General features: G+C 67.6%; 15 protein-coding genes. 8 read left to right on the forward strand and 7 right to left on the reverse strand.

The genetic code is table 11. The features are described 5' to 3' along the window. Nucleotides 1–7 precede the first annotated feature (7 nt). Nucleotides 8–919 (reverse strand): 1,4-dihydroxy-2-naphthoyl-CoA synthase, encoded by a 912-nt coding sequence (locus CXY76_RS03330; protein WP_088454978.1) that lies wholly within the window; start codon nucleotides 917–919, stop codon nucleotides 8–10. A 198-nt stretch (nucleotides 920–1117) separates the two neighbouring features. Here CXY76_RS03330 and CXY76_RS03335 point away from each other — a divergent pair, with 198 nt between their 5' ends. Genes CXY76_RS03335 through CXY76_RS03355 form a run of 5 tightly spaced genes read left to right on the forward strand, consistent with a single transcriptional unit; the run spans nucleotide 1118 to nucleotide 4190 of the window. After that, a complete protein-coding gene (locus CXY76_RS03335; RefSeq protein ID WP_104162842.1) occupies nucleotides 1118–1471 on the forward strand; it encodes a hypothetical protein in 354 nt (117 codons plus the stop codon). Continuing rightward, the gene (locus CXY76_RS03340) at nucleotides 1468–2523 is read left to right on the forward strand and encodes an RNA polymerase sigma factor RpoD/SigA (protein ID WP_104162843.1); all 1056 of its coding nucleotides are present in this window, start codon (nucleotides 1468–1470) and stop codon (nucleotides 2521–2523) included. The genes CXY76_RS03335 and CXY76_RS03340 overlap by 4 nt, the downstream gene beginning before the upstream one ends. A 51-nt stretch (nucleotides 2524–2574) precedes the next feature. Beyond that, on the forward strand, nucleotides 2575–2907 hold the full coding sequence (locus CXY76_RS03345) for an ATP-dependent DNA ligase (protein WP_104162844.1): 333 nt from the start codon (nucleotides 2575–2577) through the stop codon (nucleotides 2905–2907). Further along, entirely contained in the window at nucleotides 2904–3167 is a 264-nt protein-coding gene (locus CXY76_RS03350) for a hypothetical protein (RefSeq protein WP_104162845.1), read from the forward strand. Before CXY76_RS03345 ends, CXY76_RS03350 begins: the two co-directional genes overlap by 4 nt. 42 nt (nucleotides 3168–3209) lie before the next feature. Beyond that, nucleotides 3210–4190 carry an o-succinylbenzoate synthase gene (locus tag CXY76_RS03355; RefSeq protein WP_104162846.1) on the forward strand — a complete coding sequence of 327 codons (981 nt, stop codon included), beginning with the start codon at nucleotides 3210–3212 and terminating at the stop codon, nucleotides 4188–4190. Between the two features lie 183 nt (nucleotides 4191–4373). Here CXY76_RS03355 and ccsB read toward each other — a convergent pair whose 3' ends face one another. The 5 genes from ccsB to CXY76_RS03380 are packed head-to-tail and all read right to left on the reverse strand — an operon-like array spanning nucleotide 4374 to nucleotide 9055. Continuing rightward, nucleotides 4374–5318: a c-type cytochrome biogenesis protein CcsB gene (gene ccsB, locus CXY76_RS03360; protein ID WP_104162860.1), complete on the reverse strand. Its 945-nt coding sequence runs from the start codon at nucleotides 5316–5318 to the stop codon at nucleotides 4374–4376. A 51-nt stretch (nucleotides 5319–5369) separates the two neighbouring features. Beyond that, nucleotides 5370–7058: a cytochrome c biogenesis protein ResB gene (locus CXY76_RS03365; protein ID WP_104162847.1), complete on the reverse strand. Its 1689-nt coding sequence runs from the start codon at nucleotides 7056–7058 to the stop codon at nucleotides 5370–5372. Next, entirely contained in the window at nucleotides 7042–7803 is a 762-nt protein-coding gene (locus CXY76_RS03370; RefSeq protein WP_104162848.1) for a cytochrome c biogenesis CcdA family protein, read from the reverse strand. Before CXY76_RS03370 ends, CXY76_RS03365 begins: the two co-directional genes overlap by 17 nt. Before the next feature lie 2 nt (nucleotides 7804–7805). Further along, complete coding sequence (locus tag CXY76_RS03375) at nucleotides 7806–8414, reverse strand: TlpA disulfide reductase family protein (protein WP_104162849.1); 609 nt, start codon at nucleotides 8412–8414, stop codon at nucleotides 7806–7808. Then, nucleotides 8411–9055: a histidine phosphatase family protein gene (locus CXY76_RS03380; protein ID WP_104162850.1), complete on the reverse strand. Its 645-nt coding sequence runs from the start codon at nucleotides 9053–9055 to the stop codon at nucleotides 8411–8413. The genes CXY76_RS03375 and CXY76_RS03380 overlap by 4 nt, the downstream gene beginning before the upstream one ends. A 79-nt stretch (nucleotides 9056–9134) precedes the next feature. On the opposite strand from CXY76_RS03380, the gene aspS reads away from it, so the two are divergent. Further along, the gene (gene aspS / locus CXY76_RS03385) at nucleotides 9135–10448 is read left to right on the forward strand and encodes an aspartate--tRNA(Asn) ligase (protein WP_104162861.1); all 1314 of its coding nucleotides are present in this window, start codon (nucleotides 9135–9137) and stop codon (nucleotides 10446–10448) included. An 834-nt stretch (nucleotides 10449–11282) separates the two neighbouring features. Here the strand turns inward: aspS and CXY76_RS03395 are convergent. Continuing rightward, the gene (locus CXY76_RS03395; protein WP_104162852.1) at nucleotides 11283–11522 is read right to left on the reverse strand and encodes a DUF3499 family protein; all 240 of its coding nucleotides are present in this window, start codon (nucleotides 11520–11522) and stop codon (nucleotides 11283–11285) included. A 167-nt stretch (nucleotides 11523–11689) separates the two neighbouring features. Between CXY76_RS03395 and CXY76_RS03400 the strand changes: the two genes are divergently transcribed. Together CXY76_RS03400 and CXY76_RS03405 are read left to right on the forward strand one after the other, a co-directional pair. Next, nucleotides 11690–12013, forward strand: coding sequence for a metallopeptidase family protein (locus CXY76_RS03400; RefSeq protein WP_369826059.1), 324 nt, complete (start codon nucleotides 11690–11692; stop codon nucleotides 12011–12013). A 108-nt stretch (nucleotides 12014–12121) separates the two neighbouring features. Next, nucleotides 12122–12859 carry a hypothetical protein gene (locus CXY76_RS03405; protein ID WP_104162854.1) on the forward strand — a complete coding sequence of 246 codons (738 nt, stop codon included), beginning with the start codon at nucleotides 12122–12124 and terminating at the stop codon, nucleotides 12857–12859. Nucleotides 12860–13024: the final 165 nt, after the last annotated feature.

The following is a 13024-nucleotide window of genomic DNA, read 5'->3' on the forward strand; positions in this document are numbered from 1 at the left end:
GCATCCCCTAGAACTGCCAGGGGTACGGCGACCAGTCCGGTTCGCGCTTTTCCAGGAACGAGTCCCGGCCCTCGACGGCCTCGTCGGTGCCGTAGGCCAGGCGGGTGGCCTCTCCCGCGAAGACCTGCTGGCCGACCATGCCGTCATCCACGGCGTTGAAGGCGAATTTGAGCATGCGGATGGCCGTGGGCGACTTGGTCAGGATGGTGCGCGCCCAGTCCAGTGCCTCGTTCTCCAGCTCGGCGTGCGGCACGACGGCGTTGATCGCGCCCATCTCGAGGGCGCGCTGGGCCGAATACTCGCGGGCGAGGAAGAAGACCTCCCTGGCCGCCTTCTGGCCCACCTGGCGGGCGAAGTAGGCGCTGCCGTAGCCACCGTCGAAGGAGCCGACATCGGCATCCGTCTGCTTGAACTTGCCGTGCTCGGCGCTGGCGATGCTCAGATCGCAGACCACGTGCAGGGAGTGCCCGCCGCCGGCCGCCCAGCCGGGGATCACGGCGATGACGACCTTGGGCATGAACCGGATCAGACGCTGCACCTCGAGGATGTGCAGGCGACCGCCCCTGGCCTTGTCGATGCCGCTGGCTGTTTCGCCCTCACCGTACTTATAGCCGTCCCGACCGCGGATGCGCTGGTCGCCGCCGGAGCAGAACGCCCAGCCGCCGTCGCGCGCGCTCGGGCCGTTGCCGGTGAGCAGCACCACGCCGATGTGCGGGTTGGTGCGGGCGTCCTCGAGGGCGGCGTACAGCTCGTCGACGGTCTGCGGCCTGAAGGCGTTGCGCACCTCCGGACGGTTGAAGGCCACTCGGGCGATGCGGCCGGTGAGGTCGTGGTGATAGGTGATGTCGGCGAGAGCGCCGAATCCATCCACCGAACGCCACTGGGTCGGGTCGAAGATCTCTGAAACCAGTTCGGGCATGGCACCAGCCTACGGGGCAGGCTCGGGCTGCCGGGTGGGACGTCGGGTCCAGGTGGGGCTGGGTCGAGACCTGGGACCGCTCACACGAGAGATGAGGGCTATTCATGTGTACCTCCTCGGCGGCGTTCCCGTCAACCCCTTGAACGGGCTAGACGCCGAGTTGTGTACTTATGTCACCCGAAAGACCTGGAGGTGGTCATGTTTCACAACAGCCCCTCGGCACCCGACACCGCGTTACCCGAACACGCACCCGTCACCAGCGCCGAAACCCACAGAGCTCCTGTCCAGCACCCGACGCCGATACCCGACAGCACCATCGACGTCTCGGCCCTTGGCCTCGGCGACGTCGAGATCACCGAGCTCTCTCCCACGGAATGGCGCGTCGCAGATCATGGCATCGAGCATGACGACCCGACCGCCCTGTTGGGCTTCATCCAGATCGTCGGCAGCGCATTCGAGGTGACCAACCTCGGTCGCCCACGGGAACGTGCCTACTTCACCTCATTCGACCGTGCCACAGCCAGTCTTCTCACCCGGGGGGTTCTCGCATGACAACCATCGTCCAGCCGACCACCACCCGAGCCAGCGCTCGCGCCAAGACCCAGGCCCCTGCGGCACCGCCCGCGGAGTCCGCCCCGTCGTCGTATTCGCCGTCAGCCGCCGCCAGCGCCGCGGCCACATCCCGGTACAGCCGGGCGTCCACGGATGCCTTCGGCGACTACCTGCGCCGCATCGGCAAGGGCCCCCTGCTCTCGGCCGAAGACGAGGTGGACCTGGCCCGCAAGATCGAGGTCGGCCTGTTCGCCGAAGAGAAGATGAACCGCGCGGAAGCCGAGGGCACCGCGGTGGATCCCGAGCTCAAGCGCGAACTCACCTGCCTGGTCTTCGAGGGCCGGCGGGCGAAGAACCATTTCATCGAGGCCAACCTGCGTCTCGTGGTGAGCATCGCCAAGCACTACTCCGGCCGCGGCGTCCCGATCATGGACCTCGTGCAGGACGGCAACATCGGCCTGGTGCGGGCGGTGGAGAAGTACGACTTCATGACCGGGTTCAAATTCTCCACCTACGCCACCTGGTGGATCCGTCAGGCCATCCACCGCGGCATGGCCGACAAGTCGCGCATGATCCGCATCCCGGTGCACACCGCCGAGAAGCTCAACAAGATCAAGCGCATCCGCCGCGACCTCACCAGCACCCTCGACCGGGAACCGACGCTCAAGGAGATCGCCGAGCTGTCGCAGATCGCCGTGCGGGACGTGTCCCGCCTGCTGCAATACGACAACGAACCTATTTCGCTGCACGCCCCGGTCGGCGACGGTATCGGCGACATCGCCGAGCTGATCATCGACGACGACCTGCCGCAGCCCGACGAGTGCGCCACCATCACACTGCGAGCCGCCGACATCACGTTCTATCTCGATGCCCTGCCCGACCGGGAACGGTCCATCCTCACCGCCCGATTCGGTCTCACCGGTGAGGAGCCGCGCACCCTCGACCAGATCGCGGTCATCCAGGGCGTGACGCGGGAGCGGGTGCGGCAGATCGAAAAGCGGGCTTTGGCCCTCCTAAAGGTGCCACGACTTGAGCGATATCTCAGGGATTAGAAGCGAAAACCGGCGTAGCGTAACACCTACCCCTATCAACGGAGTGGTGCAATGGGCAAGCTGACGTACGATTCGAGCCTCACGGCGGATTTCGATGATCGGGTGCTCGCGCACATTCAGGTAGTGATCGGTGCCAAGCTACGCCGGGGCGAGTGCTTCTACTTCACCTGGCGCGACGACCCCCAGGGCGGCGACGGACGAAGCACCATCTGGATGCATCCCAGCATCCCGCTGGCCTACAAGTACTTCGGCGGCCGTTCGCCCAGCCTCAACCGCGACTGGATCGAGGCGCTGATGCTGACCGCGAATTCATCGGGCGGCCTACAGATCGTGCCGGAGCCGCACCGGCTGGGAACCACGTCGAACGGTAAGGACGACTCGTGACCCGCATCGACATCGTCTACGGCGGTAAGCCGTACACCCTCGGCGATCGCACGATCGAGTCTCTGCGAGCCGAGATCTCCGACGCGGCGGCGGCTGGCGTGCCCACCTGGCTGCGGGTCAACAGCGGCGCCGGACGGTATCAGGACGCCTATCTGCTGATCTCTCCAGGCACCGCGATCGCCATCGTGGACGTGCAGCCCAACGGCCCCGACGTCACCCTGACGGCCGAGGAGACCTTCGTCGCCGATTCCACCGAATGAGCAGGTCAGGGGCGGGCCCGCGGATGCTGGCACACTAGAGCCATGCTCCCCTCACTGCACGACGTGCTCGCCACCGCCCGCGTGGTCGACCTCCCCCTCGTCACCGGCTTCCGCGGCCTCACCAGCCGTGAAGCCGTATTGATCGAGGGGCCGGCCGGCTGGACCGAGTTCTCCCCCTTCGTGGAGTACGACGACGCAGAGGCTGCGGCCTGGCTGCGGGCGGCCCTGGAGTTCGGTTGGGAAGACACCCCGGCCCTTCGACGAGACCGGGTTCCGGTGAATGCGACGGTGCCGGCCATCGACGCCGCCGACGTGCCGGCGCTTCTGGCCCGGTTCCCCGGCTGCCGCACCGCCAAGGTGAAGGTCGCCGACCCCGGCCAGACCCTCGCCGAAGACGTGGCCCGGGTGCGCGCAGTGCGCAAGGCACTCGGCGCAGAGGGCCGGATCCGGGTCGATGCGAACGGGCTCTGGAACCTCGATGAGGCCGAGCACGCGATCCACGCCCTGGCCGAGTTCGACCTCGAGTATGTCGAGCAGCCCTGCGCGTCGATCGACGAGCTGGCCGAGATCCGCCGGCGCACCGACTACCTCGACCTGCCGATCGCGGCAGACGAGAGCGTGCGCAAGGAGTCCGATCCCCTGCTGGTTTCCCGCTCCGGCGCTGCCGACCTTCTGGTGGTCAAGGCGGCGCCCCTCGGCGGCATCCGCGCGGTGCTCGCGATCCAGGCCGAGACCGGCCTGCCGCTCATCGTCTCGAGCGCCCTCGACACCTCTGTCGGCATCTCGATGGGTGCGTTCCTGGCGGCGGCCCTGCCCGAGCTCGACTACGACTGCGGCCTGGCCACCGCGTCGTTGCTGGCCGCCGATGTCACTCATGAGCCGCTGCTGCCTGTGGACGGCAGCATCCCCGTTCGCCGGGTGGTACCGGATGCCGACCTCCTCGACACCTACGCCGCCAGCCCTGCGCGCCGCGACTGGTGGCTCGCCCGGATCACCCGCACCTACGCCCTGCTCGCCGACTAGCCGGGTCGAGGTCTCGACAAGCTCGACCAACGATCGGGCGCGGCGCGAGGACCCTCGCGACCGTCCCTCCGGGGCGCGACCATCCCCGTTGGTCGAGCCTGTCGAGACCCCGCGAGACGGCCTCGTCACGCACGCACGTCACCGGGTGTCGACAGGCTCGACCACCGATCGGGCGCGGGTGGTTTAGAGGCCCGAGTAGGCGTGCAGGCCCTTGAAGAAGACGTTCACGATGCCGAAGTTGAACATCACGGCGGCGAAGCCGATGATCGCCAGCCAGGCCGACCGCGATCCGCGCCAACCACGGGTGGCGCGCGCGTGGATGTACCCCGCGTAGATCACCCAGATGATGAAGGTCCAGACCTCTTTGGTGTCCCAACCCCAGTACCGGCCCCAGGCCCGTTCGGCCCAGATCGAACCGGCCATGAGGGTGAAGGTCCACAGGATGAAGCCGACGATGTTGGTGCGGTAGGCCAGGTTCTCCAGGGTGACCGCCGACGGCAGGGTCTTCAGGAACTTGAGCCGGCCGGTCTTGTCGGTGTCCACGCGTTCTTCGCGGCGGGACTGCAGCAGCTGCACGAAGGACAGCGCGAAGCCGAGGGCGAAGAACCCGGTCGCCAGTGATGCCACGAACACGTGGATGACCAGCCACACCGACTGCAGCGCCGGCGGCAGCGGGGCGACCTCCACGTAGTACTGCTGGGCGATGCCGAGCAGGATCACGACAAGCCCGGTGATGAAGGTGCCGAGGAACCGCAGGTCGACGCGGGTGAGCAGGATCAGGTACACCGAGACGATGAGGAGCGTTCCGGTCATGGAGAACTCGTACATATTGGCCCACGGCACCCGCTCGGCGGCGATGCCGCGCAACACGGTGGCAACGAGCTGCAGACCCCAGGCCAGCACGGTCAGGGAGACGCCCACCCGCAGGGTGGCGGAGCGGCCGTACGGCGTGGCCGCATCGTTGGCCATCCGCGCGCTGATGCGGGTGAGGGTGCTGGTTCCGCCGACGGAAGCCACGGCCTCGCCCGCTCCGGCTTTGGCGGACTCGACGTCGGCCGCGTCCACCGCAGAGCTGCGCTTGGCCAGGTCGATCGAGAAGGCGATGAACGCCAGCGCGTAGACGGCCATGGCCGAGTACAGGCTGAGGACCGAGAGCTCGTTCAGATTCACCTGTACAGCCTAAGCGGGTTCGACGGGTGGAACGACCGGGGCCGAGCGTTCCAGCAGGGCAGCGTGCCGGTCGGCGAGGGCGGTGACGGCCGACTCCAGGGCCGGGTCCTCGCCGCGGGCGAGGCCGGCGTATTCGAGCCGCACCGAGCCATCCGCCTGTTCGACGGCCTTCACCCAGAGCCGCCGGCGCGGCACGAAGAGCGACGTGAGCAACCCGCCGAGCACGAGCACCGCGAACAGCAGCACCCAACCCTGGGTGGGGTCGTGATGGATGTCGAACGACGCGAACCGGGGCACCGACCCCGAGTAGTCGCCCTCGGCGGCATCCGGCGAGGCGTTCTCGAAGGTCACCGAGCCCAGCCCGTTGGGCAGCTCCTGGGTCTCGCCGGGCTTGAGCTCGAGCGGCTGGATGTCGCTGGTGCGGGTGGCCAGCGGCTCCATGGTGTCGGTGTCGAGGGAATACACCGAGGTGGGCACACCCTCGTCGAGGCCCAGGTCGCCCGCGTACACGTTGAGGGTGAGCACCGGGTATTGGAGGTCGGGGAAGCTGGAGAAGTACGAGCCGGTGCCGCTCTCGTCCTGGGTCGGGTAGAAGAAGCCGACCAGGCCCACCTGCTCGGCCAGGCCGTCCGGCACCTTCACGATGCCCAGCGAGGTGAGGTTGGCGTCCTGCGGCAGGAACGGCACGGAGTCGGTGAACACCACGGTGCCCTCAGGGTCCTTCACCGTAATGGTGGGTGCGTAGCCGTTGCCGAGCAGGTAGACGCTGGTGCCGCCGGTGCGCAGCGGATCGTTGACCCGCACCGCGCCGTCCTCGGCGTCGCCGCCGCGCGGGGTGACCGTGACGCCGGCGGTGAAGTCGACGGGCTGCCCGAACGCCTCGAGGTTCGCGGTCTCGTAGCTCACCTCGAAGTCGTCGAGGGTGAGCGTGTACGGGTCCAGTTCGGTGTCGTCGAAGAACCGGCCGGGGTTGAACGAGTCGTAGGCCAGCAGCGTGTTGACGAAGGTCTGACCCTCCACGAGCACGCGTTGGCCGCTGAAGCCGAAGCCGCTGCCGAAGCCGACGACCACGAGCAGGCCCACCAGGGCGGAGTGGAAGACCAGGTTGCCGGTTTCACGCAGGTAGCCGCGTTCGGCGGAGACCGAGAACTCCGTCGGGCTGTCGAACAGGGCCACCCGGTAGCGGCCCTGCTTGAGCACGGTGCGGGCGGCGGCGACGGCGGTGGCGGCATCCGTGCCGGCCGGGGCCGTGCCGGCCGGGGCCGTGCGGGTGGTGAATCCGGCCAGCCGGCCGAGGCGGGCGGGGGTCTTGGGCGGTTTCGCGCGCAACGCCTGCAGGTGGTGCTTGGTGCGCGGGATGACGCAGCCGATCAGCGAGACGAACAGCAGCAGGTAGATGGAGGAGAACCAGGCCGAGGAGTACACGTCGAACGCCTGGATCTTGTCGAGCACCGGCGCGAGGTCGGGGTTGTCGGTGAAGTACTGGGTGACACCGTTCGGGTCCGAGCTGCGCTGGGGCACCAGCGAGCCGGGCACCGCCGCGATGGCGAGCAGCAGCAGCAGGAACAGCGCGGTGCGCATGCTGGTGAGCTGGCGCCAGAACCAGCGCAGGGTGCCGACGAAACCGAGTTTCGGTTGGCTGATCCCGTCGCCAGAGGGCGCCGGGGCGGAGTCGATATGGTCAGATGGCCGGGACATAACTGCCAATCACCCCTTGCAGGTTCAGGAGCCAGGCATTCCACACGCCGCTCACCATGAGCACCCCGATAACGATCAGGAGCACGCCGCCGAACAGGTTGATCGCTCGGATGTGACGCTTGAGAAAGGCTACGGCCCCGGTGGCCCAGTTCAGGCCCAGGGCGATCAGTAGGAACGGGATGCCCAGGCCGAGCGCGTAGAACAGCGCCAGCAGGCCGCCCTGCCAGGGCGAGCCGGTGCTCAGGCTGAGCGAGTTGATTGCCGTGAGCGTGGGGCCGGTGCACGGGGTCCAGCCGACCGCGAAGACCGCGCCGAGCACGGGGGCGCCGGCCAGGCCCATCCGCGGCCGCCACGAGGTCTTGATGGTGCGCTGCATGGCACCGAACTGGCCGACGAAGACCAGGCCGAGCAGGATCACGATGGCGCCGGCGATGCGGGTGATCAGGTCGCGGTACTGGTTGAGCCAGAAACCGGCGACGCCGAACACCACGCCGGTGAGAACGAAGACCAGGGTGAAGCCGAGGATGAACAGGGCCACGCCCAGTAGCAGCCGGTTGCGGCCGCGGCGGGCGGAGAGCTTGGAGCCGCTGCTGCCATCGGCGAACCCGCCGATGTAGGCGAGGTAGCCGGGCACGAGGGGCAGGATGCACGGTGACGCGAACGAGACGAGCCCGGCCAGCACGGCGATCGGGATCGCCAGGAACAGTTGCCCGCTGAAGACGATCTCGCCGAAGGGATTGCCCACGCCTAGCCGTCCTCGGCAATCGTGTCTTTGATCAGGGTTTCCAGGATGGACGGCGAGTTGACCTGGCCGAGGATGCGCGCGGCGACCCGGCCGGAGGAGTCCAGCACCAGGGTGGTGGGTACGGCGTTCGGGGGGATGCTGCCGCTGAAGGCCAGCTGCAGGCCGCCGTCGTCGACGTCCATCACCGACGGGTAGCTGATCTCATAGCTTTCGTTGAAGGCTATGGCGCTGGGCGCCTGGTCGCGCACGTTCACGCCGAGGAAGCTGGCGCCCTGATCGGCGAATTCCTCGCTGATCTTCTTGAGGTCTGGGGCCTCGGCGCGGCAGGGGGCGCAGCTGGCGTACCAGAAGTTGACCACGAGCACCTCGCCGGCATAGTCGGCGGAGCTGACGGTGGAGCCGTCTTCGAGGATGCCGTCGAAGACGACGGACTCACCGCGGTCATCGGCGGCGATCTCGGTGACGCTGCCGTCACCGGCGATGTAGCCCTTGCCGCTGCCCTCGCGGTATTGCGCGGCCAGCGGGTCGTCACTGGAGCAACCGGTCAGCACGAGGCCGAGGCTGACGAGGCCGATCAGCGCGGCCGGAATCAGGCGCGGACGGCGACTCACACCGCACCTACATCGTTGGCCGGCACCAGGAGGGCGGCGGCGGGACTGGCATAGCCGACCTCGACGGGCACATTGTCGCGCAATGACAGCGTGGTGATGCTGGACAGGTCGCAGCGGCGCTTGCGCGGGTCGTGGGCGAGGCGTTCGTGGGCCAGGGTGCGGTGCACCATCCAGATCGGCAGCTGGTGGCTGACCAGAACGACGTCACCGTCGTCGACCGAATGGAAGGCATCGTCGATGGCGGCGAGCATCCGGCTCGAGATGGACGCGAACGGCTCGCCCCAGCTGGGCCGGGCCGGGTTGATCAGGCTGGGCCAGGTGCGCGGGTCGCGCAGGGCGCCGCCGGGGCCGCGCATCCGCCTCCCCTCGAAGCGGTTGGCGGGCTCGATGATGCGCTCGTCGAGGTTGATGGGCAGGCCGAATGCCGCCATGATCGGGGCAGCCGACTCCTGGGTGCGCTGCAGCGGCGACGCGACGAGCCGCACCACGGGGCGCCCACGCTCGACGAGGTCAGCGGCAGCCGCCTCGGCCATCCGCGTGCCCAAATCGGACAGCCGAAAGCCGGGAAGTCTGCCGTAAAGCACGCGCTCGGGGTTAAAAACCTCACCGTGCCGCACGAGATGTACCTGGCTAGCTACCACACGCTCCAGTCTACGGAGGGGTCACCCGCGAATTCGCCGAGAGCTGTGCGGCTAAACTCAGGGGGTGAATGCTCGCGTACTGATCAAGAACCTTGCCGCCCTCGACGACGGACTCGTTTCCGTGTCTGGATGGGTTGAAACCGTCCGAGACCAGAAGAAGGTGCAGTTCGTCGTGCTGCGCGACGAATCCGGCGCGGTGCAGCTGGTCAATCCACGCACCACGGATGCCGAGGGTGTCGTCGTCGACGACGAGCCGGCCACCACCATCTCTGGTCTGTCCCAGGGCAGCTTCGTCACCGTGACCGGGCAGCTCAAGCACGACGAGCGGGTCAAGCTCGGCGGCATTGAGATCAAGCTGGCGTCCCTCGAGGTCGTCACCCACGCCATCCCGGAGACCCCGATCGCCGCGGACTCCAGCCTGGACAAGCGCATGGACTGGCGCTTCCTCGACCTGCGCCAGCCCAAGTCGAGCCTCATCTTCCGCATCCAGACCACGTTCGAGCATGCCCTGCGCACGTACTGGATCGAGCACGACTTCATCGAGCTTCACACCCCGAAGCTGATGGCCAGCGCGAGCGAGTCCCGCGCCGAGCTGTTCGAGGTGGAGTATTTCGACCGCAAGGCCTACCTGGCGCAGAGCCCGCAGTTCTTCAAGCAGATGGCGCAGTCCTCCGGCTTCGGCAAGATCTTCGAGGTGGGGCCGGCGTTCCGGGCCGACCCGTCCTTCACCAGCCGGCACGCCACCGAGTTCACCAGCGTTGACTCCGAGATCAGCTGGATCGACAGCCACGAAGACGTCATGCAGCTGCACGAGGACCTGCTCGTTGCCGCGTTCACCGCGGTGAAGGCCAAGCACGGCGAGGAGGTGCTCGCGCTGTTCGGTGTCGAGGTCACCGTGCCGAGCACGCCGTTCCCGCGCATCCCGCTGGCCGAGGCCAAGGAGATCGTCAAGAGCCGCGGCTACGAGGTTCCCCGCGACGACGACGACATGGACCCCGAGGGCGAGCGCCAGATCGCGGCGTACGTCGCCGAGACCTACGGGCACGAGTTCGTGTTCCTCACCGACTACGCGTCGAGCATCCGCCCGTTCTATCACATGCGCCACGAGGGCGACGCGAGCCTGACCAAGAGCTACGACCTGATCTTCAACGGCACCGAGATCTCCACCGGCGCGCAGCGCGAGCACCGCATCGACGTGCTCGTCGAGCAGGCCGTGGAGAAGGGCCTCGACCCGGCAGAGATCGCCGGCTACCTGGACTTCTTCCGTTACGGCGTGCCGTCGCACGGTGGTTTCGGTATGGGCCTGGCCCGGGTGCTGATGCTGATGCTGCACCAGGCATCCATCCGCGAGGTCACCTACCTGTTCCGCGGCCCCACCCGCCTGGAGCCGTAACCCGCACTCCCGCTCCCGAAATCGCGCCTGTCCTCCGGACAGGCGCGATTTTTCGTTGGGACCAAACCTTTTCTGGCACGGGGACGAACCACCTGCATACCAAGCAAGCCCCCACACTCCACAGCAAAGGACCTCATCATGCGCACCTTTACCAAGACCGCACTCGGCCTCACCACCGCGGGCCTGCTCGTCGCCGGCCTCGCCGCCTGCTCCACCCCCGCCGCCGAAACCTCGACGTCGTCGTCCAGCTCCAGCAGCTCCGCCGAGGCCACCCCCACCCCGGTCGCCTCGATCCCCAGCCTCACCGGCGTCGACACCGCCGTGCTCCTGGACGCCGACTTCGCCGCCGCCCTCACCAGCCTGGGCCTGACCCCCGGCACCGTCGGCACCGCCACCCTCGAAGAAGGCAGCCTGCACTTCCCCATCACCGGCGGCAACGTCGACTACTACGACCCCGCCGAGGACTNATGTGATTGGCTGTCGCTCCGGGGCAACTTGACTACCTTAGCCTCCGCTCGAGTCCGTGTCAAATCGAGTGAGCGGCGGGTTTTCGGCAAACTACTGCCTGAAAACGCTCCGTTCGCTTGATCCGGAGGATCGTGCGAAGAGCTGATTCCTGGCCAAAACGAAGAGCCACACCGAAACGATGTGGGTTGTTTTGACTGGGAGTTGGTCCCGCTTGAGGCCGGAAGCTCTGCGGCTTTTCCGAACCTGTGGGGTGACGAGAGATGACATTACGGGGATTCCGGAGGGGCCGCAAATTGGATCCGACACCCGGGCGTGTCGGGCTGGTTCTGCGGATTTCCCGTGCCGGCAGCGGGGGTTCGGGAGCGACTACGGCGAGGGCTGGGCGCCGCGTTGGGCATCCGCGATCGTCACGATGCGATGCCTGATCATCTGCCACCCCTGGGGCGGGGTGGTCAGACGGGCGTGCCGCTCACAGAGGTCGTAGGTGTGCGGCTCGTGGGTGCCGGCCAGCGGCCCCAAGACGGCCATCGAGTCGGCATACGAGAACGTGAGAGTGGCCACGGCCTCATCGTTGCAGGAGATTCTTGAACACGCTCTGACTGACATGGTGATTCAGGGTACCGCCGATGCCCCGGAAGTAGAATGAGGGCATGCCTCGTTCACGCCGCACGACCGTGCAAGCACCGACCTCTCGCGGTCGGGGCCGAGACCGACACGGCCGGGGCATCCGCAGTTCTGCCACCGGCCCCTTCCTCCCTCCCCTGCGCACGCGGGTGGACACGTTCGACCTGACCATCGCGTCGACTGTCGACTATTTGCGCATGGTGTGGCCCGCAGAGCTCGCCGACGTGACCTTTGAGGTAGCCGCCGGGCCGCTCAACGTGATTCCCGGCGTGGGAGTGGCGCGTTACGCGGTAGATGCCCGCGAGCGTCGCATCACCTTCTTCCGGCTGCCGATCCAGCGGTTGAGCGGTCTGCACCGCAACGACGAGTTCCATCAGCGCATGGTCATAGAGAGCTGCGTCTTCCGCGGCGTCGCCGAGCTGCTGGGCAAGGACCCCTGGGACCTCGCGCCGGATCGCTTCCGCCACTTCTAGGGACGCCAGCCGCACACGCACACGCCACGAGGACCAAACCTTTTCTGAGGTGGGGACGAACCAGCTGCAGATACCCAGCAGCACTCCCCCACAGCAAAGGACCTCATCATGCGCACCTTCACCAAGACCGCACTCGGCCTCACCACCGCGGGCCTGCTCGTCGCCGGCCTCGCCGCCTGCTCCACCCCCGCCGCCGAGACCTCGACGTCGTCGTCCAGCTCCAGCAGCTCCGCCGAGGCCACCCCCACCCCGGTCGCCTCGATCCCCAGCCTCACCGGCGTCGACACCGCCGTACTCCTGGACGCCGACTTCGCCGCCGCCCTCACCAGCCTGGGCCTGACCCCCGGCACCGTAGGCACCGCCACCCTCGAAGAAGGCAGCCTGCACTTCCCCATCACCGGCGGCAACGTCGACTACTACGACCCCGCCGAGGACTACCGCCCCTACGTCCAGGGCACCATCGAGCACGAGGGCAGCGGCTTCTCCCTCACCGCNTACCGCCCCTACGTCCAGGGCACCATCGAGCACGAGGGCAGCGGCTTCTCCCTCACCGCCGGCGACACCATCGTCGAACTGACCAACTTCACCATCGACCCCGGCACCTCCGAACTCTTCGGCGACGTCACCGCCAACGGCGAATCCGCCGCCACCCAGGTCAAGCTCTTCGACCTCTACGGCGGAACCCTCAAGCCCCTCCAGATGGACGGCGACAACGCCATCCTCACCGGCACCACCGTGCACATCAGCGCCGACGCCGCCGCCCTGCTCAACACCACCTTCAACACCGACGCCGTCGCCGACCAGCTCCTCGTCGGCATCGCCACCATCACCGTCAACACCAAATAACACCCAGCACCCCGCAACACCCGAAAAACGGCCGAGCACCTGCTCGGCCGTTTTTCGCGCCCCAACCACCCCGCACGCCACGGGCCCCCGCATCCACTCAGATTCGCGAAAGCGGCCCAACGGTCACCACAGCGCTGTGAAGCAACCACAACACCGCTCTCGCGA

It is taken from the genome of Cryobacterium sp. N22, from assembly GCF_002929555.1.
Lineage (GTDB): Bacteria > Actinomycetota > Actinomycetes > Actinomycetales > Microbacteriaceae > Cryobacterium.